At 70.3% G+C, this 19324-nt stretch carries 19 protein-coding genes; 11 read left to right on the top strand and 8 right to left on the bottom strand.

Annotation, left to right across the window (positions count from 1 at the left end; all coding sequences use genetic code 11):
- From ACGFI8_RS46910 to ACGFI8_RS46890, 5 genes are all read left to right on the top strand, one after another.
- The coding region (locus ACGFI8_RS46910) for an IclR family transcriptional regulator (RefSeq protein ID WP_392815358.1) at window positions 1-631 on the top strand (631 nt) is incomplete at its 5' end.
- A gap of 72 nt (window positions 632-703) precedes the next feature.
- Window positions 704-1615 carry an ectoine/hydroxyectoine ABC transporter substrate-binding protein EhuB gene (gene ehuB / locus ACGFI8_RS46905; RefSeq protein ID WP_392815356.1) on the top strand — a complete coding sequence of 304 codons (912 nt, stop codon included), beginning with the start codon at window positions 704-706 and terminating at the stop codon, window positions 1613-1615.
- 7 nt (window positions 1616-1622) lie between these two features.
- Window positions 1623-2279, top strand: coding sequence for an ectoine/hydroxyectoine ABC transporter permease subunit EhuC (ehuC, locus tag ACGFI8_RS46900; protein WP_392815354.1), 657 nt, complete (start codon window positions 1623-1625; stop codon window positions 2277-2279).
- A gap of 9 nt (window positions 2280-2288) precedes the next feature.
- Window positions 2289-2948 (top strand): ectoine/hydroxyectoine ABC transporter permease subunit EhuD, encoded by a 660-nt coding sequence (gene ehuD / locus ACGFI8_RS46895; protein WP_392815353.1) that lies wholly within the window; start codon window positions 2289-2291, stop codon window positions 2946-2948.
- Complete coding sequence (locus ACGFI8_RS46890) at window positions 2945-3748, top strand: amino acid ABC transporter ATP-binding protein (protein WP_392815351.1); 804 nt, start codon at window positions 2945-2947, stop codon at window positions 3746-3748. Before ehuD ends, ACGFI8_RS46890 begins: the two co-directional genes overlap by 4 nt.
- Before the next feature lie 156 nt (window positions 3749-3904).
- Here ACGFI8_RS46890 and ACGFI8_RS46885 read toward each other — a convergent pair whose 3' ends face one another.
- On the bottom strand, window positions 3905-4189 hold the full coding sequence (locus tag ACGFI8_RS46885) for an SDR family NAD(P)-dependent oxidoreductase (protein ID WP_392815349.1): 285 nt from the start codon (window positions 4187-4189) through the stop codon (window positions 3905-3907).
- Window positions 4190-4230: 41 nt separating this feature from the next.
- Between ACGFI8_RS46885 and ACGFI8_RS46880 the strand changes: the two genes are divergently transcribed.
- Window positions 4231-4635, top strand: coding sequence for a LysR family transcriptional regulator (locus tag ACGFI8_RS46880; protein ID WP_392815361.1), 405 nt, complete (start codon window positions 4231-4233; stop codon window positions 4633-4635).
- A gap of 33 nt (window positions 4636-4668) precedes the next feature.
- On the opposite strand, the gene ACGFI8_RS46875 is transcribed toward ACGFI8_RS46880, so the two are convergent.
- Window positions 4669-5052 (bottom strand): hypothetical protein, encoded by a 384-nt coding sequence (locus tag ACGFI8_RS46875; protein ID WP_392815346.1) that lies wholly within the window; start codon window positions 5050-5052, stop codon window positions 4669-4671.
- A gap of 76 nt (window positions 5053-5128) precedes the next feature.
- Between ACGFI8_RS46875 and ACGFI8_RS46870 the strand changes: the two genes are divergently transcribed.
- Window positions 5129-5776 (top strand): TetR/AcrR family transcriptional regulator, encoded by a 648-nt coding sequence (locus ACGFI8_RS46870; RefSeq protein WP_392815344.1) that lies wholly within the window; start codon window positions 5129-5131, stop codon window positions 5774-5776.
- Between the two features lie 124 nt (window positions 5777-5900).
- Window positions 5901-6374 (top strand): hypothetical protein, encoded by a 474-nt coding sequence (locus ACGFI8_RS46865; protein ID WP_392815341.1) that lies wholly within the window; start codon window positions 5901-5903, stop codon window positions 6372-6374.
- Between the two features lie 94 nt (window positions 6375-6468).
- On the opposite strand, the gene ACGFI8_RS46860 is transcribed toward ACGFI8_RS46865, so the two are convergent.
- Together ACGFI8_RS46860 and ACGFI8_RS46855 are read right to left on the bottom strand one after the other, a co-directional pair.
- Window positions 6469-10002 carry a hypothetical protein gene (locus ACGFI8_RS46860; RefSeq protein ID WP_392815339.1) on the bottom strand — a complete coding sequence of 1178 codons (3534 nt, stop codon included), beginning with the start codon at window positions 10000-10002 and terminating at the stop codon, window positions 6469-6471.
- Window positions 10003-10405: 403 nt separating this feature from the next.
- Window positions 10406-10987, bottom strand: a complete 582-nt coding sequence (locus ACGFI8_RS46855) for a hypothetical protein (protein WP_392815336.1) — start codon at window positions 10985-10987, stop codon at window positions 10406-10408.
- Between the two features lie 153 nt (window positions 10988-11140).
- Between ACGFI8_RS46855 and ACGFI8_RS46850 the strand changes: the two genes are divergently transcribed.
- Window positions 11141-12997, top strand: coding sequence for a sensor histidine kinase (locus ACGFI8_RS46850; RefSeq protein WP_392815333.1), 1857 nt, complete (start codon window positions 11141-11143; stop codon window positions 12995-12997).
- Window positions 12994-13629, top strand: a complete 636-nt coding sequence (locus ACGFI8_RS46845; protein ID WP_392815331.1) for a response regulator — start codon at window positions 12994-12996, stop codon at window positions 13627-13629. Before ACGFI8_RS46850 ends, ACGFI8_RS46845 begins: the two co-directional genes overlap by 4 nt.
- Before the next feature lie 34 nt (window positions 13630-13663).
- Here ACGFI8_RS46845 and ACGFI8_RS46840 read toward each other — a convergent pair whose 3' ends face one another.
- Both ACGFI8_RS46840 and ACGFI8_RS46835 read right to left on the bottom strand, forming a co-directional pair.
- Window positions 13664-14533: a pyridoxal phosphate-dependent aminotransferase gene (locus ACGFI8_RS46840; protein WP_392815328.1), complete on the bottom strand. Its 870-nt coding sequence runs from the start codon at window positions 14531-14533 to the stop codon at window positions 13664-13666.
- A 144-nt stretch (window positions 14534-14677) separates the two neighbouring features.
- Window positions 14678-16081, bottom strand: coding sequence for an MFS transporter (locus ACGFI8_RS46835; RefSeq protein WP_392815326.1), 1404 nt, complete (start codon window positions 16079-16081; stop codon window positions 14678-14680).
- 140 nt (window positions 16082-16221) lie between these two features.
- Between ACGFI8_RS46835 and ACGFI8_RS46830 the strand changes: the two genes are divergently transcribed.
- The gene (locus ACGFI8_RS46830) at window positions 16222-17154 is read left to right on the top strand and encodes a helix-turn-helix transcriptional regulator (RefSeq protein WP_392815324.1); all 933 of its coding nucleotides are present in this window, start codon (window positions 16222-16224) and stop codon (window positions 17152-17154) included.
- Window positions 17155-17310: 156 nt separating this feature from the next.
- Here the strand turns inward: ACGFI8_RS46830 and ACGFI8_RS46825 are convergent, their stop codons facing one another.
- Both ACGFI8_RS46825 and ACGFI8_RS46820 read right to left on the bottom strand, forming a co-directional pair.
- Complete coding sequence (locus tag ACGFI8_RS46825; RefSeq protein ID WP_392815321.1) at window positions 17311-17820, bottom strand: hypothetical protein; 510 nt, start codon at window positions 17818-17820, stop codon at window positions 17311-17313.
- Between the two features lie 95 nt (window positions 17821-17915).
- On the bottom strand, window positions 17916-19220 hold the full coding sequence (locus ACGFI8_RS46820; protein ID WP_392815319.1) for a hypothetical protein: 1305 nt from the start codon (window positions 19218-19220) through the stop codon (window positions 17916-17918).
- Window positions 19221-19324: the final 104 nt, after the last annotated feature.

The raw sequence follows: 19324 nt of genomic DNA, 5'->3' as shown, positions 1-19324 counted from the left end.
CGGCCGCGGCTGGATCTACCTGGACGAGCAACGCCGCCGCTACCGGATCGGGATACGGGTCTGGGAAACCGCGCAAAGCTTCGCCTACCTCGACAACCTCGCCGGCCGAGCCGAACCACACCTACGGGCGGCCCGCAACGAACTCAACGAAACCGTACAACTGGCCGTACTCGACGGCATCGACAACATCTACATCGCCAAAGTCGAGGCCGACCATCCACTGCGGCTGGTATCCCGGGTCGGGATGCGGCTACCCGCCTACGCCACCGGCCTCGGCAAAGTACTCCTGGCCCACCTCGACCAGACGGACGTCGAGGCCCGCCTCAACGGCGTGACCATGCGCAAATTCACCCAGCACACCATCACCACACCACAGCAACTCTTCGACCGGATCAAGGAAATCCGCGAGCGCGGCTTCGGCGAGGACGACGGCGAATACACCCCCGGCGTCTTCTGCGTCGCCGTACCGGTCAGGGACGCCACCGGACGGGTAGTCGCCGCGATGAGCTGCTCCATCCCCCGCGTCCGCCTCGGTGAGGGACCGGCACACCGCGACCACCTGGTCAACACGCTCACCCGGCACTGCCAGGCAATGTCCCGCGACCTCGGCTGGCAAGGCGACGGCCAGTGACCGGCAGCGACTCCCAGAGTCCGTCCACAACAGACACTGGACTGTGTTCAACATTTCGGACAGGAGATCACTATGGCTGGTTTTGTCACCAGACGCAGATTCCTCACGTTGTCGGGGGCGGTGGGTACCGGCGCGGTGCTCGCCGCGTGCGGTAAGGGCACGGATAAGAACAGCAGTGCCACCGGTGACACCCTCGCCGAGGCGCGCAAGCGCGGATCGATCCGGATCGCCTTCATCAACAACAAGCCCCTCTCCTACACCGACGACAAGACTGGCAAGCTCACCGGAAGCGGCCCGGCCGTGCTCACCGCGATCCTCGCCAAGCTCGGGGTGCCCAATGTCGACCCCGTGCTGGTCGATTTCGACGCGATGATCCCGGGCCTGGTCGCCAACCGCTGGGACATCTCGGCGTTCCCCTTCTACGTGACCCCGAAGCGCTGCGAACAGGTCGCGTTCACCAACCCGATGGCGCAGTACCTCGAAGGCGCGCTCGTGCGCACCGATAACCCCAAGGGCATCCACAGCTTCACCGACCTCGCCAAGCCCGACGTCAAGGTGGCCATTCAGACCGGCAACGCGGAGATCGACTGGGCCAAGGCGGCCGGCGTGAAGGAGAGCCAGATCCAGCTCTTCCAGGAGGAGGCGCTCGGCGTCGAGGCAGTCCGGCAGGGCCGGGCCGACGCGTACCTCAACGCCACGTTCTCGCTCGTGCAGGACCTGAAGAACTACGGCGCCAGCGGGCTGGAGATCGCCAAACCCTTCAAGGGTCCCATTGTCGAGGGCAAGGAGGTCATCGCGTATGGCGCGTGGGCGCTGCGCTCGCAAGACGCCGCGTTGCGCGACGGCTTCAACGCCGAACTGGCCAAGATGCTCGACAGCGGTGAGTTGCTGAAGCTCCAGTCGCCGTATGGATACGATCAGGACAGCCTGCCGCCCAAGGACGTCACCGCCAAGACGCTGTGCCCGAACGCGAGTTGGAAATAGCGGCGCGATGACCCAGACCGTCGTCGACTCGTTGCTGCGGGGTGCGCTCGTCACCCTCGTGGTGGTCGCGGTCGCGGTGCTCATCGCGATCCCAGTCGCCCTCGTGGCCGGGTTGGCGCGGCTGAGCCGACTGCGCGTGGTACGGCTGGTCGCCGGGGCCTACGTCGAGGTGTTCCGGGGTACGTCCGCCCTGGTGCAACTGTTCTGGGCGTACTTCGTGCTGCCGGAGTTCGGGATCGTCCTGCCACCATTGACGGTCGGATGTGCCGTGTTGGGTCTCAACGCGGGAGCCTACGGGGCGGAGATCGTGCGGGGAGCCGTCAATGCCGTACCACGAGGACAGTGGGAAGCCCTGCAGACACTGGGCATCGGCCGGTGGCAGGGAATGCGATGGGTGGTGTTCCCGCAGGCCGTGCCGACGATGCTTCCGTCCGCCGGCAACACGCTCATCGACGTGCTGAAGGCCTCGGCGCTGGTCTCCCTGATCACGGTCTCGGACCTCACCCGGGCGATCAACCAGTGGGCCACCACCGGTGTGCTGGACCTGACGCTCGCGTACACCCTGTTGTTGGTGGGGTATTTCGTGATGTCCATGCCCATGTCGGGCGGGATGCGGCTGCTGGAACGCTTCTACCGCCGCCGCCTCCCGTCCCCGCACCGATAGGAGCCCACAGTGGACGGCGACTACCTGCGCTCAGTGTTTCCCGAGCTTCTTGACGGGCTGCGGATCACCGCGATGGCCACCGGACTCGGCATGGTGCTCGCGGTGGTAGTCGGGCTGCTGCTCGCCTGCGTGCAGGTGCTGCGCGTACCAGTTCTGCGGCACGTCGTCGCCGGCTGGATCCTGTTCATCCGCAACACACCGCTGCTCGTCCAGCTCTTCTTCCTCTTCTACGTACTGCCCCGCTACGGCGTGCTCATCGACGCGCTGACCCTCGGCATCGTCGCCCTGGGACTGCACTTCTCCTGCTACACCGCCGAGGCGTTCCGTGGCGGCTTCCTGTCCGTCCCGAAAGGACAGTGGGAGGCCGCCCGCACGCTCAACCTCTCCACGTTCACCACGCTGCGCACGGTGATCCTCCCGCAGGCGATCCCGCCGGTGCTCGCGGCGCTCGGCAACAACCTCATCTCCATGTTCAAGGACTCCGCGGTGCTCTCCGCGATCACGGTGCTGGAGTTGCTCGGGGTGACCCGCAAACTCGCCAGCACCTCGTTCCAGTACACGACGCTGTTCACCGTCATGGGCGCCATGTACCTCGCCCTCGCCCTGCCGGCCTCCTTCGCCATCCGCGCGATCGAGCGCCGCATCTCGCGGAAGGGAGCCCGCTCATGACCGACGGGCCTGATACGGCGCCGGGCGCCGCCATTGCCCACCTGGCGGGCAGCGGGATCAGTCTCACTGCCGTCCGCAAAAGATACGGCGAGACAACAGTTCTGGACGACATCGACCTTTCGGTACGGGCGGGGCAACGCATCGCCCTCATCGGCCCGAGCGGATCGGGCAAGACTACGATCCTGCGCACGGTCGCGATGCTGGAGCCGATCGAGGCCGGGTCGATCAGGGTGGAGGGGGTCGAGATCAACGGCCCGCATGTGAAGGCGCACGCCCGGAGCCTCGGACCGATCCGACGCAAGGTGGGCATGGTCTTCCAGCAGTTCAACCTGTTCCCGAACCTCACCGTGCTGGACAACATCACGCTCGCCCCGCGCCGGGTGCTCAAGCTCGACCGGGCGCGCGCCGAGGCCGAGGCCCGCGAACTGCTCGCCAGCGTCGGCCTCGCCGAGAAGGCGGGCAGTCGGCCGCACCAGCTCTCCGGCGGCCAGCAGCAGCGGGTCGCGATCGCCCGCTCGCTCGCGATGCGCCCGTCCGTGCTGCTGTTCGACGAAGTGACCTCGGCGCTCGACCCGGAGCTGGTGGCCGAGGTGCTCTCGGTCATCCGGGGGTTGGCCGAGCGCAGCTCGGTGACGATGCTGATCGTGACCCACGAGATGCGCTTCGCCGGCGACGTCGCCGACGAGGTCGTCTTCATGGAGGCCGGTCGGATCATCGAGCAGGGACCACCGGGACAGGTCCTCGGCGACCCGCAGAACGGCCGAACCCGCCAGTTCCTCAGCCGGCTGAGCGAACACTGACCCACGGACTGGAGCGTCATGCAGGAGGCGCGGCGCGGCGCCAGCGACGTGGCACGCTGGTACCGGCGGCGGGGTGCCCTGGCGAAGAACATGAGCTTTCGCCGCACGCTCTGACGGCGGTGACGGACGGTACCCGAGCCAGGATCAGGCCAGGGGTCAGGCTGCCTCGGGAAACTCCGGCTGTTCGGGGCCGTGCGGGATATCGATGCGCTCCTCGCCGGTGCGCAGGGCGCGCAGGATCACCCTGCCAACGTACTCGGAGGAATGCGCGACCACGCCGGCGGGCAGATTCCCATTACCGGTCTCATAGAACTCGGTCGCGGTGACCGACGGCAGCAGAAGCGTGACCTGGATGTTGTCGCCCTCCAGCTCCAGCCGGCCCACCTGGCTCAGCCAGTTCACCGCGGTCTTGGTGGCCGAGTAGATCGCGTTGCCCGCCATCGGCATCTGCGTGGCGCCAGAGCTGATGTTGACGGCGGGCGATCCGAGACTTGAAGCAACAGCTCGGCGTACAGTTGCTGATTCGAACCACTCGTCGGGTCGCTCTCACTCCCGCCGGACGGGCCCTGCTCGACGATGCCCGGGTCGCCCTGCACGCCGTGGCCGCGGCGGAGAACCGCGCCCGCCACGCCGGGAGAAGTGTGCCCACGCTGAGGCTGGCCCTCAAGGCCGACTACGACGCCGGGCTGCTACCGAGGATTCTCGAGGCATATGACGTGCTGCCGGTGGAGCTGCTGCTGGGCGGATACGGCGAACAACTGCCGGCCCTGCACGACGGGCGGGCCGACGTGGCGCTCGTACCGACACCGTTCGACGGGCGCGGGCTGGACAGCGAGCCATTGATCACCGGACAGGCGGCCCGCAACGCCATGGGCCAGGAACCCTAACTTCTTGAACTGGAACGGGGCACGCCGGCCCGGCTACCGGTCCGCGCCGGCCCCTGAGTCCAGCCGGACCGTGACGCTGACCCGGCCCCGCTCGTCGCGCCGGGCGACCGCGTGCCCGGTGCGGTCCGCGCCATCGAGCTCCAGCGAGATCGGGCCGCCCTCGTCGAGGAAGTTGCGCCACCACACCTTGGCGTCGGGCAGCTGTACGCCGATCGTCACCGTGTCGCCCGCGCGCCGGTAGCCGACCGGCGTGCTGAACCTGCGCCCGGAGCGGCGCCCGGTGTACGTGACCACGGTGAGCCGCCGGCTGACCAGCCGTCCCCACCGGGGCGACGAGCGCAGCGACAACACGCAGGCGTTGACCCGTTGGACCGCCCCCTTGGGCAGCCGCCGGCGGTACCCCACAACAACCTCCAACGCGACGGGAACCTCGTGGCGGCCACGGTAGCACCGTAAATGGAGAGCACCGTCCGGTTGACCTAAAGTGATAAGGATGCCTACCGCGCCGTCTCGTATCCCGGCCGGCCTGCGCGCCGACGCCCGGCACAACCGCGACCGCATCGTCCAGGTCGCCCGCGGGCTGTTCGCCGAGCGCGGCCTCGACGTGCCGATGGCCGCGGTCGCCCGCCGCGCCGGGGTCGGCATCGCGACGCTGTACCGCCGCTTCCCCACCAAAGAGTCGCTGGTCACCGAGGTCTTCGCGGACCAGTTCCAGGCGTGCACGTCGGTCGTCGACGAGGCGCTCGCCGACCCCGACCCGTGGCGCGGTTTCTGCGCCGCCATCGAGAAGGTGTGCGCGATGCAGGCCGCCGACCGGGGCTTCACCGCGGCGTTCATCGCCGCCTACCCGGACGCGCTCGACGTCGAGCGCGAGCGGGCCCGGGCCATCGACGGCTTCACGGAGCTGACCCGCCGCGCCCAGGCGGCCGGGGGGCTGCGCCCCGACTTCGTGCCGGGCGACCTGGCCCTGCTGGTCATGGCCAACGGCGGCATCGTCGCCAAGTCGGCCGAGGCGGCCCGGGCCGCGTCCCGGCGGCTGGTCGGCTACCTGCTCGCGGCCTTCAGCGCCGAGCACGCCCGGCCGCTGCCGCCGCCCGCGCCGCTCGACCTGGACCCGATGCTCGGCCTCAGCCCGCGCTGACCGTTCGGACCTCGTGCGCGCCCCTGCCAGCCTGCCGCGATGAGTGTGCCCTGTCTCAAGCACCGGCCCAGTCCACGAACGGTTGCACCCGTCGGTCTTGCGCCGGAGCCATATGCTGCCATGCGTGGCGACGATGGCAGCGCCATGGCGGCGAGCCCTGCGGCCCGGCTGGCTGTTCGCGGTGGTGCTGCTGACCGCAGTGGTACTGCTCGGGGTACGGCTGCTACATGGTGTCCAGGTGCATCAGCGCGAGTACCCGGGCATGTTCACGGTCGAGGCGTGCACGTTCACACCGGCGCAGAAGGGCTATTACGCCGTCGACTGCACGGGCGCCTTCCGGTCCGACGACGGCTCGCTCACGGCGACTGGGGTGACGGTGAGTTTCGTCCGCAGCTCCGACATCGAACTCACCCCGTACGCGGGCCGGCAATGGCGCGCGTGGCTGGCCGGACCCGACGATCGCAGCGCCGACCTCGATGTCGACGCCATGAACCGCTGGGCTCTGCCGCTGGCCGGCATGGTGATACTGGTGGCCTGTTTGGTCGCGCACGCGATGTGGATGGCCCGGCGGTCTCGCCGGCAGGCCAGCACCGGGTGATCCGGTGTGAGCCTGTGGTCGTTCAATCCGACCAGTCGTGCTACTACACCGCAGGCGAAGCCTGGTCGACTGTCCGTCGGCGCGCACGCTGGGATCACACCCCATCGATCGGGAAGTCGAAAGGGACATCCGCGTCGGGGTACCCGTTTGCACGGACGGTGGCCGTGGGGTAGATGATCAGGGGCGGGTCCGGATCCGGGCCAGGCTGGGGCAGGATCCTGCGCTGCGCCCAAGCGCGTAGCGTGATCGAGTACGGTGTGCCGGCCGGGAACTGTATGGTGCTGGGCTTGCCTGTCAGCGAGTAGTTGGTCAGGGTGACCGTCGCGCCGGACACGGGCTGGCGAGTCTGCGCGTCGACCGCGGTGATGAGCAGCTGGATCGGGGTGCTGAGGGGTGTCGGGTTTGGGCTGACGGTCAGCGCGAACTGCGGGTTCTGGAACGAGGGCCACCGGACGGTCGCGTCCGGGTATCCCACGACGCGGACCAGCCCCACCTCGCGTCCGGTGACGAACGTGTAGGTAAGCGGCACGTTGGTGTAGCCGATGGCGACGCCGTCGACTAGGACCGTGCCGCTGAGCACGGCGCCGGTGCGGGCATCGACGGCCTGGACGGTGCATGAGGCGGGCCGCCCCAGCGTGATCGCTGTTGTCGGGGTCACGGTGACCGAGGTCCAGGTCTTGAGCCAGCGCACCTCGTCGGGTACGGCCACGTGACCGGTGATGTCCTCGAACCAGATGCTTGTGCCGTAGGTGGTCGCGGCGTCGGGCGTGCAGTACTTCTGCAGCGCGGCGAGCTGCGTCGCCGATGGCGTCCACCGGTACTCGAAGTCGACGTTGGACCGGAACTGGTCGAACGTCGCGTCCAGCAGCGTGATCACGCCGCCGTCGAGGGCTGCCATGCGGACCCGGGCGACGTTGTCGGCGGGTCGGGTGGCCAGCGGGGCGCTGAACCCGACGACGGCGGTGCCGCCCTCCCACCAGAAGTAGGCGTAGGTCACCGCCGGCGGGCCGGGCACCAGCACAGCCGGGCCGAGCTTGACCGTGACCGAACCCGTGCGGGGCGACCCGTCCGGGCCGCGCCGGTTGAGGGTCACGCTCGCCGGCGGCGGATCGTAGGGCTTCATGTCGTCGTCGCGTTTGTCCGCGCGTACCGCGACCCACCGCGTCCCGCGTTTGACGAAGCGAAGCAGGGCCTGCGGATTGTACAGCGACGCTGGTCGCATCGGCGCGGTAGCGAACGGCGGCCACGGCGGCCATGGAACGTTGAGTTTGTCGATGCTGAACGTGAAGGTGGTCAGGGTCAGCTGGCCGGTGTCGTCGGACCACCAGTCGTCGGCGGCGACGTGCGCGGCTTCCAGGGCCGCGAAGCTGGACGGGTCGACCGGGTAGTACTGCGTCCGCGAGTCGACGATGTCGTACACGCCGAAGTGGCTGAATGTGTCGGCCTGCTGGAAGACCGCCTCCGGGAGGAACTTCCACGGATGGGTGAAGTCCGGCCGCGCCAGGTGGTCGCGGGGCGGGGGCGGCATCTGGTTGCCGGCCGGCAAGTAGCGCTGGTACCAGCGGCCCGCCACCCCGCGGCGGGTGCCGCGCAGGTGCAGCGTCATGTCGTCGCGCAACCGGGTGCTCTGCGGGAACACGGTGTCCTGGCCGGTGGGGGTGGGCATGGTCTCGGTCGCCGGATCCAGCAGCGCCGCCGCCGTCGCGCCGGCTGGCAGTGGGCGGGAGCGCCAGGTGAAGTCGGCGGTGCCCCAGCTGAAGTTGGTGCTGTAGATCAGCGGCGGGTTGGCGGACAGGTCCCCGCTGACCACGACCACCTGGGCGGCTACGGCCAGCCGGCTGGTCGGCCCGATCAGCCCCGCCTGGTCGAACGGTGACCAGAAGTTCGCCGGGTTCCAGCCCGGGTACGAGCCTGGGTTGGCGACCAGATCGGCGGTCAGGCTGAACATGCTGTTGGAGTCGGCGGTCGGATGCACCAGCCGCCAGCGCGAGGAGAAGTAGGTCTGCTCGTCGACGTACAGCAACGCGTACTTGCCCGAGGCCAGCTGGACGAGGGCGTAGTAGTTGCAGGTGCCGTCGTTGTAGCCGTCGAGGTCGCTGACGGGACCGTTGAGGAACTGGTAGAGCGTCTCGTGGTCGGAGAACAGCGGCGAGCCCGGCAGCGGCGCCCTGAGCAGTTGCATCTCGCCGCCGCTCGTGCCCTCGAACTGCTGGTGGTAGTGCACGTGCCCGACCCCGATGTCCTGAACCTTCCGGAAGTCGATGGATCGTTGCGTGACCGGGGTCGCGCCGCCGCTCGGGCACCAGGTCACATGGTCGTAGCCCAGCACTGGCGGGACCGAGTCGAAGGCCCCGGTGACCTCCGCGGCCTTCATGTCCAGAAACGCCTTGACCTGGTTGAACGAGACGAGGTTGAAGCACAACATGCCGTTGACCACCTTGGCCATGGTGGTCAGGTTCGCGTCGATCGCGCTGACGTTGTTGCGGACATTGACCGCGATCTCAGCGATCGGCGGCCGGGTGTCCAGCAGGTGCCACACTCCACGCTTAACCCGCACGCACATCATCGGCAGGATCTCGTAGCTCATCAGGACCAGTTGGGCGGGGAAGCGGATCGCCGCGGGGTGCGCGGCGAAGTCGCCCAACATGTGGTTCATCCGATCCAAGGGGTTCGCAGTGGGCAGGTTGAACTCCGGATCGATCTTGAAATACGTGCTGGGCACCGCGAACTCGCCCCGGCCGGAGGCACCGTGCACGAACATCTCGTCAACGACGGCGAAGAAGAACCGGTCGGTCCCGGCCTCCTTGGCGAACACCCGGCCGCCGCCGGCCGTGATCAGGTCGAACACCGGCCGGGTGATCGGTTCGCCGCGGCGCAGGCGGTCGTAGGAAATCGCCTGCGACAGCGCGGGCACGCTGCCACTACCGGTCAACGCGGGAACCTGCACGGGCGGATCGACCACCACCGCACCGTCGGCGGCGATGCTGAACCGGTAGCGCTTGCCCGAATCCCGGTACCGGAAACAGGCGCCAGGCTGCTGCTGGTCGAGCGCGTCCGACGGCACGCCGGCCAGGCTGAACGCCGACGCGGTCGACTTGGGCACCGACGGCACCGACCGACCGACCTGGTCGCCGCAGATCCTGAAGCCGTCCGCCTTGATCCCCGCAGCCATGCTGCGCACGAGCGCGATCAGCGGCGCGGGCATCAACCACAGCGCCTGTTCGGTGATGTACAGGATCCGGTTGTCGCCGAGGACCATATAGGCCGCGGTCTCCAGCGGCCCTACCGCCGCGTATCCGCCGATCGGGTCGCCCGGCAGGCGGAAACCGCTTGTGGACACCCGGATGCGGTCCTGCTGGCCGTCGTTGTGTTGCCAGACGGAAAACGTACGCGTGGACCCGTCCGGCCGTTCGAGGACGAAGTCGATGTGGTGGGCCGGAAAAGTCCACACGTCGTCGGCCCACGGCACCGCCCAACCGGGCCCGGCCGACGACGTCGGGAGCACCCTCACCTCACCGGGGGCGAACACGCCCGCCGCCCCGGCGGTATCGTTCGGGTTCTCGAAATTCTTCGCGACCACCCGGAAACCGGTGGCGTTGCGGACCTCAGTAATTCTCGATACAGCCATTGGGTGACTCCCGTCGCAAGCGTTGGTCTACCACGCTGGATTGCTCATGGTCTGCGGTCGGTTGAACGTGCGGGACTAGTGACGGTCGCGCGCCACCAGTTGCCCCGGCGTGTACGGCCCGGCGGTGTATTGCACCGCCTCGACCACCGCCTCGAACGGGATGGCCGCGCCTTCCTGGGCCAGCATTGGTGGTCCTCTCAGCTGTGTTGTCGGTGGCGCGGCCGGGCACCTGGTCAGACCGTACGGGCCTGGGCCGGATCGGCGAATCCATCCGCGAGATGACCTCTGTCCGTCCCGGGGCTGATGCGCCCGCCAGAAACCGCGCCGTTCCATGCGCGGCCCGCTTCTCGTGGTCGGCTGAGCGGCCGCGTGCCTGCCGGCCCGCGGCCGCTCCACCCGTCGCTCAACTTGAGCGCTGCGCGACCCGGCGCGGCAGCACGATCAGGAACACGATGTACAGCGCGACCAGCAGCAGTGGCCCCGGCCCGATGGCGAAGAACGACCCGAGAAGCCACACCACAGGCCAGAGACCGAGCATCCACTTCGGCAACAGACCGGTGCGCCACGACCCGGCTGCGAGCAGCGCGAGCGCGATGAACGTGAGGAACGAGCAGAGGACGTACGTGGGACCCCAGCGCAGCTCGGCGCCGGCGAGGACCGACGCGCCGCACTGGACGGCCAGCTCGGCGCAGGCGATGGCGTAAAGCCAGGTGCCGATCGCGCCGAGCGTTCCGTCGCGGCCGTGCTGGAGCTTGTGCACCGCGAACGCGTGCACGATGCCGACGATGGCAAACGGCAGGCCGCAGGTGGTGTACCAGTAGTCAGCGGCGTACTTGAACTCGCCGCCGTCGACCGTGGTCCAGAACGTGGAGACGATCGTGAACCCGATCAGCGCGACGATGCCGATGCTGAGCGCGACCTGGACGATGCGCACCAACCGCGCGTCGGTGGCGCCGGTGTCGACCGCGGTTGCGGTGGTTGCCATGGCCGTTGTCCTTTCCGTGAGATGAATGTCGGTAAGGACGCTAGGAAAGGCAGCGGCCCGGATCGTCGGCCCAGCGAGCGAACGCTCGTCCTCCGGCCGGGGTCCTTCGCGAGGAGGACGCCGCCGGAAGCGGGTCCTTCTACGCTGACTCGCGTGCAACGTGTTTCGAGGGTCGACGCCGTCGTCGCGGCCGGCTTCGTGCTGGCCGGCGTCGCGGAGGCGGCCCTCGTCGGCCACACGGGGCCCGGGCACCTGCTGCTGAACGTGGTGGGCGCGCTGCTGCTCGCGGTGCTCGCGGTACGCCGGCGGCGGCCGGTGCTCGCGATCGCCGGCGTCGCCGTCGCGGGCGTGCTGGTGGCGGTGGTACCCCATCTTGTGTGGCCGCCGGCCGGCGCGGAGCTGACGGTGCCGATGCTCGCGTTCATGGTGGCGTCGTACTCCCTCGGTGCGCACGCACTCAGCCGGGTGGTGTTGTGGCTCGGCGTCCTGCTCCCGCTGGGAGTCGTACTCGCGGTCGACCTCACGGCGATGATGCGCGGATGGCAGCTGCTCAACGGGGTTCTGTTCGTCACGCTGTTTCTGGGGCTCGTCCCGATGCTCGTCGGCCGGGCCGTGCGGGCGCGGCAACAGCGGCTGTCGATGCTGCGCGAGCAGCGCGAGCGGATCGAGTGTCAGCAACGTGCCAATGCGGAGTCGGCGGTGCTGGCCGAGCGGCTGTACACGTTGGAACGGCTGCGGCCGACGCTGCTGGAAGGCATGCGGGCGCTGTCCGGCGACGCCGAGTCCGGCACGGACCCGGGAGCGGTCGAAGAGGCCGCTCGGGAGCTGCTCACCCGTACCCGCGAGGAGGTGGTCGCGCTGACCGCGCCGGCCGACGAGGCCATCAGCGTCGTACCTCCCGCTGCCGAGCACCTGCCGGCGTTCCGCGTTACCGCTCAGCCGTGGGTGGCCCTGACGGCGGGCGCGATCGCGGCCGGTCTCGCCACGGAGTCGGCCGGCGTGCTGGCCGTCCCCGCGGCCGGGTGGGTTGCCGTGCTCGCGAGCGTCGCGGTCGGCCTGCCACTGGTCGCGGTGTGGCGGCTGCCGGTGACCTCGGTCGCGTTGGCGTGGCTCGCCGCCGCGACGTACTCGCACCTCGGCGCGCCACTGGGCGGCACTCTGTCGGAGGCCGGACTCGCCGTCGCCACGTCGTTCGCGGTCGGCGCGTTGTCCCGACGCCGGATGGCGGTGGTGGGTCTCGTCGTGTGCTGGGCCGGCCACGCCGCAACGGCGGCCAACCCCGAGATTCTCAGTGACGAGGCGGCGATTCTGGCGTTCTGGCTCGGCGGGCTCGCGGTCAACGAGGTGACCCGGCTGGTTGAGCAGACCCGGGCGAACAACGAGCTCCTCGCCGGGCAAGAGGAGTCGGCGGCCCGCCGCGCGGTCGTCAGCGAGCGGGTACGCATGGCCCGCGAGCTCCACGACGTGATCGGCCACAGCCTCACGGTCGTCGCGCTGCAGGCAGGGGCCGCGCGACGGCTGTCGACCACAGACCCGGCGCGAGTGCCCGACGTGATGCGGACGATCGTCGCCGCCGCGCGTGACGGCGTGGCTGTGCTGGAGCCCGCCGACGCCGAGCCGAACCTCGCAGCGATCATCGATCGAACCCGCGCCACGGGCCTCCCGGTGGACGCGGATGTCATGGAAGTGGCTGCCCTGGGGTCGCAGCAGCGGGCCGTGGTGCTCCGTGTGATCCAGGAGGCGCTCACCAACGTGCTGCGGCACGGACCCGGCTCACCGGTCACGGTCGTGGTACGCCGGGACGAGGAGCAGGTACAGGTGCAGGTCAGGAACTCGGCACCCACCCGGCCGGGCAGCGGTCCCGTGATGGGTCGCGGGCTGGCCGGCATCCGGGAGCGGGTCGCTGCGGCCGACGGTCAAGTGACCTGGGGACCGTGCGACGACGGAGGCTTCGAGGTACGGGCCGTGCTGCCGCTGCCCGCGCCGGCGGATGTGGAGGTCCAGGCATGATCAGCGTCGTGATCGCCGACGACCAGCCGCTTGTCCGCAGCGGGCTTCGGATGATCCTCGAGGGCGAGGCCGACATCTCGGTGGTGGCGGAGGCGGCTGACGGCGACGAGGCGGTCGCTCTCGTTCTGGCCCACCAGCCGGACGTGCTCCTCCTTGACGTGCAGATGCCGGGAATCGACGGCATCGCCGCTATGAAGAAGATCGCGGCGCACAACGCGCGTGTGCTGATCTTGACGACGTTCGATCTCGACGAGTACGTCCATCACACGATGCGTGCCGGAGCCTCAGGGTTCCTGTTGAAGGACATGTCGGGAGAGGACATCGTCTCCGCCGTGCGCCAAGTCGCGCGCGGCGCCGACTCCCTGCTGGCCCCCTCCGTGACCAGGCGGCTCATCCAGCGGTTCGCCGCGGCGCCGCCGCAGCCGAGCACCGCCCGGCTCGGCCAGCTGACCGCCCGCGAGGTCGACGTGCTGCGCCTTGTCGGGCGCGGAATGTCCAACGCCGAGATCGCCCGTGAGCTCTTCATCGCCGAGTCGACCGTGAAGACACACGTGGTCCGGGTGCTAATGAAGCTGGGTCTGCGTGACCGCGTACACGCAGCGATCGCCGCGCATCAGGCTGGCCTGACCTGACCGACCCGGCTCGACCGGCGCGGCCGGGCAGCCGTCAGCGCGCTCGCGCCGCCAGCCGGTCGAGTTGCTCCCGGATGAGCGTCAGCGCGCGGGCGAGGACGTCGTCGGGGGCGGTGAGCGACACCCGGACGAAGCCGTCGGTGGCCGAGTAAACCAGACCGGACGAGGTGACAACGCCCCGGTCGCGGAGGGCAGCGCAGACCTCAGCGCTGGTCTGTCCCGTCGACCGGGTGTCCAGCCACACGTAGAAGCCCCCCAGCGTCTCGACCGGGGTACGGGGCGCCCACGGTCCGAGAATCCGCATGGCAGTGCGATACCTGGCGAGGTAGGTCGCGGAGAGCTGATCCGCCCGGTCCGGCAGCGAGCTGAGCGCCTCGATCGCGGTGACCTGCGCCGTCACCGGGGCGCAGCCGGCGGTCGTACCGTGCAACGCGGCGGCGGCCGCGCGGAACCGCGGCGGAGAGATGAGCGCGCCAACCCGCAGCCCGGTCATCGAGTAGGTCTTCGAGAAGGTCCGGGCGGCAAGGGTGACGTCCGCGCCGCCGTCGGCGAGGGGCGACGGGGCCCGCCCGCCGGCGAACACCACGGACTCGTACGCCTCGTCCGACAGCACATACGCCCCGAACTCGCGCACCAGCGCGACCAGCGACCGCAACACGGCCGCCGACGCCACGGCGCCGGTCGGGTTCGACGGCGAGCTGACGGCGACGAGCCGGGCTCCAGCCCGCAGCCCGGAGCGGATCTGCGCCAGGTCGAGGAAGCCGTCGCCGGACGCCCCCTGCGTGTAGGTGAGCACGCCGATGCCCAGCCGTTCGGCCAGCCCCGACAAGGCCACGCGCTTCGCCGCCGAGCACCGTGCGCACTCGGCGGCCAGCCCGGCCGCCGCCGACGCCGACGTGGTCATCAGCATGCTCGCCGACGACCGGGCGCTGCTCGACGCCTACGAGGGAGCGGGCGGCGTCCTCGCGACGCTTCGCCCGGGAACCCTCGCCGCAGAACCTGACGGTGGCCAACCCGTTCTGACGGACACCGTCACGGGGCCGGTCTCTCATGATGGGCGACCGGCCCCCCGCAGCGCGACCAGCGTCACGACGGCGGCCGCGCCGAGGACGACGGCGGCGATGACGAGGCTGATCCGCATGCCGGCGGAGAAGCCGGCCCGGGTGGCCACCAGCGCGCCGAAGACCGCCACCGCGATCGCGCCGCCGACCTGCCGGATCGTGTTGAGCACCCCGGCCGCGGTGCCGGCCCGCTCCGCCGGGACGGCGCCGAGCAGCAGCGCGGTCAGCGCCGGGACGGCCAGCGCGCCGGCGAAACCGACCGGCACGGCCACCAGCGCCACCAGCGCGGGCGGGGTGCTCGCGTCGACCAACAGCAGCAGGATCAGACCGGCGACGGTGCCCGCCTGGCCGATCACCATCGGCAGCCGCGGGCCGAAGCGCTGGATCACCTTGGCCGCTACGAACAGGTTGGAGATCGCCACCAGCGCCGTCGCCGGGACGAACATCATCCCGGCGACGAAGGCGTTCCGGTGGAGCACCTTCTGGAAGTACAGGCTGAGCACGAAGATCGTGCCGTACCACGCCACGTTGACCGCGAAACCGGCGACGATCGACACCGACACGGGGCGCACCCGGAACAGCCCGAGCGGCATCGCCGGGTGCTCCCGCCGGTACTCCACGATGAGAAACGCGACCACCGCGACCACGGCGAGCGCGAACGCGCCGATCACCTCGGGCTCGCCGTAGCCGCGGGAACCGCCCTCGATCACGCCGATGGTGAGCCCGGCCAGGCCGAGGATGGCGAGCAGCTGCCCGAGCAGGTCCAGCGGCGCCGCCCGACGCGGCGAATGCGGCGCCCGGCGCAGCAGCAACAGGCCGATGATGCCGATGGGCAGGTTGACGAAGAAGATCACCCGCCAGTTCCACGCGCTGGTGAGCAGGCCGCCGACAGCCGGGCCGACGGTGGTGGCGATGGCACCGCCCGCGGTCCAGGTGGCGATCGCCCGGGTGCGCCGGTGCGCGTCCGTGAACGCCTGGCGCACCATGGCGAGCGAGGCCGGCATGGTCAGCGACGCGGCCACGCCCTGCACCAGCCGGGCCACGACCAGCATCCACATCTCGGTGGCCAGGCCGCACGCGACGGAGGCGAGCGTGAACACGGCCAGGCCGCCGGCGAACGCGCGGCTCGCCCCGACCCGGTCGGAGAATGCGCCCGCGGAGAGCATGAGCGCCGCGAACGTCAGGGTGTAGCCGTCGACGATCCACTGCAGGCCGGCGATGCCGCCTCTGAGATCGTTGCCGATCTCCGGCAGCGCCACATTGACGACCAGCGCGTCCAGGGAGATCACGACGAACCCGAGCAGGGCCGCCGCGAGCACCGCGTTCGGGGCGACCGGCCGGTCTTGGACCGGGGCGACCGGGGTCCGGGCCGGTGGTGTGACAGCCGCCATGGCAAATTCCTCGAAATCCCTAGGAAAGGGGTGAGTTCACCTGACGCGCCGACCGTAACGCGCGCGCGGCCGGCGTTCCTGGCCGTGATACACCCCCTCTCCCCTGTTGCGACGCAACGTGACGCTGACAGGCTGGAAGGGTGACGACGAACCGCGGTCACGAACTGGGACGATTCCTGCGCGCGCACCGCACAGCCGTACGGCCGGGAGACGTCGGCCTGCCCGCGGGCACCGGCGTGCGGCGCACCCCAGGGTTGCGCCGCGAGGAGGTGGCCACGCTGGCTGGCGTGAGCGTGGACTACTACACCCGGCTGGAACGCGGCAAGGAGACCCGGCCCAGCGCATCCGTGATCGACGCGCTCGCCGGCGCCCTGCGACTGACCCGCGACGAGCACCGCCACCTGCGCGAGCTGGCGAGCCGGCGCCCCGCGCAGCCCTCACGGGCCGAGCTGTCGCGGTGCACGCGCCCGGGCGTACGGCACCTCCTGGAGGCCCTGCGCCCCAACCCCGCCTACGTGGTCAGCCCGATCAACGACCTGCTGGCCGCCAACCCGGCCGGCCTGCGCCTGCTCGCCGGCATCGACTCGTGGCCGGTGCAGCAGCGCAACATCATCCGCTACGTCTTCCTGCACCCGACCGCCCGCCGCCTCTACGAGGACTGGGACGAGATGGCCCCGGGCGTGGTCGCCCACCTGCGTGCGATGGCGAGCGAATACGCACACACCCCGGAGTTCGTCCGGCTGGTCGGCGAGCTGACGGTCAAGAGCAACGAGTTCGCCGGCCTCTGGGAGCGCTACGAGGTCGACGCGCACACCAACGGCCGCAAACGCTTCCGTCACCCCACGGCCGGCCGCCTCACCCTGGGCTACGAGGCGATGAGCCTCACCGGCACCGACGGGCAGCGGCTGATCGCCTACTACGCTCCGCCGAACACCCCCGACCACGACGCCGTGGTGCTGCTCGACATGGGCGACCCGACGCTGGACGCGCCGCCGGCGGGCCGCGACCACCGGCCGTCGAGCCACCGCCAGACCGAGGCCGATCCGGGCCGGAAACCGGGGTATCAGCGGTAGCCGGAGCATCGGGAACCGGGAGAAATTCCGAGCTACCGCGATGTCCGCCGTGGTCCGGACCGTAACTCCCGTGGCCTCACCGCCCGCGTGTAGTCACGGCCCAAAGGACCCGTCGCCGGCCGCGCGACCGGCCACCGGCCTCCGATCACCGGCCGCTCACGCGCCGTCGATGCCGGTGTCCATGACCTTGGCCGACGCCTTGACCTGAGCGCGCTTGGTCTGCTTCCCACCGGTGGTGGTGATCGAGTACGTGTGCGTCTCGACGCTGCCGACCGGCCCGCCGCACGAGAAGGTGAACGTCTCGGTGCCCGAAGCGGGGTAGTTGCCGTAGCTGGCCGGCAGCTCCGGGTTGTCCACCGACAGGCCGACACCGGTCGCGCCGTTGACCTTCCACTTAATGATCACCGGTACCGCATCCGCGCGGTACACCGCGGTGCCCTCGGGGCACTTCGGCTGCTGCACGATCTTGAACTCGACGATCTTGGTGTCGCCCTTCGACTTGCTCTGCTTCGTCGGGGTCGGCTTCAGCGAGGAGGTGGCACCGGCCGGCACCATGTCCGGCTCCGCCTGATCGTCGGCGGCGTTCCCGGAACAGCCGGCAAGACCCAGCGCGGCGAGCGCGAGCGCGGCGGTGGCCACCGAGAGGTGGACGATCGTGCGGTTCATGGCATGCCTCCCGGCGCCGAAGTTTCGTTGACGCATCTGACGGTAGGCACATCCCGACCGGGACTGATCCCGGATCCGTGCCACAGCTCGACGTCTCAGGTCAGCGACGCGCCGTGCGCGAGGTCCCGGGAGACCTTTCGATAGTAGGTGGCCAGCTCCGCGTCGATGCCCTGGCTGGCGGCGTCGTCCAGGTCCTGCGTGGCCGGGGCGGGAGACCGGGACGCGAGCATCATCGCGCGCAGCCCCAGGGGCGGTTGGGTGCTGAACGCCGAGGTCTCCCGGCGTGCGCCGGCCTCCCGGAGCCGGTGCCGGCGCTCCGTGTCCGCGAGGAAGTCGGCCGCGGCGGCGGGCCAGGCGGCCGGGGAGGTGCGAGTGCGGGCGAGAGCGCCGAGGCGGGTGGTCACCGCATCGGCGGAGATCATGATGTCGAGCACGTCCAGGGTGGCGGCAGTACCGGCCACGGTGGTGGCGACCGCATCGGCGGCGTATCCGGCGGCGTGCGTGGCCGGCCGTACCGTGATGGTGTACAGCAGCCACAGCGCGCCCAGAAGGCCACGCAGCGGCGCGGTCACCGGGATCAGCAGCATCTCGGCGACCCAGACCAGGCCGCTGGTGCCAGGGGCGACAGCACGGGGAGTGCCCAGGGTGGCTTCGATGATCCGGGTGTCGCGGATATTGCGCTGGATGCCATGGCTTCCGAGGGACAGCGCGGCGTCCAGCGTGTCGATGGTCGTGTCGACCCCACCGGCGAGTGGCTCGGTGGCCGGATCGGTGACGCGGAAGCGGGCCAGGTGGAGGGCGAGCAGGGCCACCCGCTGCTCCGGCGACAGGGCGGCCAGCAGGGGAATCCCGATGACCAGGTGCCGCCGCCGCAGCGGTCCCCAGATCAGTGCCTGGGCGTGGAAACCGTCGTCGAGGTGGATGAGATGAGGTTCCGCAACGCCGACGGCCGCCGCGATCCGCTGGGTCAGCCGGTGCAGGTGGGGTGCCGCGGCCGCGTCCACGGCGGTGGCGTATCGGGAGACCCGGGGCCTCCGCGGCCACAGGGCCACGGCGAAGGCACAGACGAGCAGGCCGGCAACGAGGCCGAGGCCCGGGAAATGGCGGGTGCACAGCCACCCGCCCAGTCCGAGACCGGCCAGCAGCGCGAGCCGTAGCGTAGCGCCGATGCCGACAGCGGCCACCCGGCCCGGCGTCCATCTGGTGCGGCCGGGGGCGACGGCATGGCGCCGGTAGCAGGCGACGCTTTGGCGCAGGCTGTGCCGCCGCAGCAGGCGGTCAACCGGAACCCACCCGGTGCCGCCCTGCCGGCCGGCGGGCTCGTCGCCGTCTCCCTCCGTCAGGTCCGGCACGTGCGGCCCGGCCGTCCGCGCACCCGGCGCGGCATCGCGCCCGGACAAGCCGCTCTTAGAGGCCGCGCAAATAGGTCAGTGAGGACCGGGCGGGCAGAAGACGGGCACAGGCATCAGTGATCATGAAGGTTCCTACGCCCAATGATCATTGG

This window comes from Dactylosporangium sp. NPDC048998, assembly GCF_043197855.1.
In the GTDB taxonomy this organism is placed as follows: domain Bacteria; phylum Actinomycetota; class Actinomycetes; order Mycobacteriales; family Micromonosporaceae; genus Dactylosporangium.
This window is presented reverse-complemented; position numbering and strand designations above follow the sequence as displayed.

Excerpts from the sequence above, each read along its gene's own strand:
- ehuB (WP_392815356.1), top strand. The coding sequence starts at position 704 with ATGGCTGGTTTTGTCACCAGACGCAGATTCCTCACGTTGTCGGGGGCG.
- ehuC (WP_392815354.1), top strand. The coding sequence starts at position 1,623 with ATGACCCAGACCGTCGTCGACTCGTTGCTGCGGGGTGCGCTCGTCACC.
- ACGFI8_RS46890 (WP_392815351.1), top strand. The coding sequence starts at position 2,945 with ATGACCGACGGGCCTGATACGGCGCCGGGCGCCGCCATTGCCCACCTG.
- ACGFI8_RS46885 (WP_392815349.1), bottom strand. The coding sequence starts at position 4,189 with ATGGCGGGCAACGCGATCTACTCGGCCACCAAGACCGCGGTGAACTGG.
- ACGFI8_RS46870 (WP_392815344.1), top strand. The coding sequence starts at position 5,129 with ATGCCTACCGCGCCGTCTCGTATCCCGGCCGGCCTGCGCGCCGACGCC.
- ACGFI8_RS46860 (WP_392815339.1), bottom strand. The coding sequence starts at position 10,002 with ATGGCTGTATCGAGAATTACTGAGGTCCGCAACGCCACCGGTTTCCGG.
- ACGFI8_RS46855 (WP_392815336.1), bottom strand. The coding sequence starts at position 10,987 with ATGGCAACCACCGCAACCGCGGTCGACACCGGCGCCACCGACGCGCGG.
- ACGFI8_RS46845 (WP_392815331.1), top strand. The coding sequence starts at position 12,994 with ATGATCAGCGTCGTGATCGCCGACGACCAGCCGCTTGTCCGCAGCGGG.
- ACGFI8_RS46840 (WP_392815328.1), bottom strand. The coding sequence starts at position 14,533 with ATGACCACGTCGGCGTCGGCGGCGGCCGGGCTGGCCGCCGAGTGCGCA.
- ACGFI8_RS46835 (WP_392815326.1), bottom strand. The coding sequence starts at position 16,081 with ATGGCGGCTGTCACACCACCGGCCCGGACCCCGGTCGCCCCGGTCCAA.
- ACGFI8_RS46825 (WP_392815321.1), bottom strand. The coding sequence starts at position 17,820 with ATGAACCGCACGATCGTCCACCTCTCGGTGGCCACCGCCGCGCTCGCG.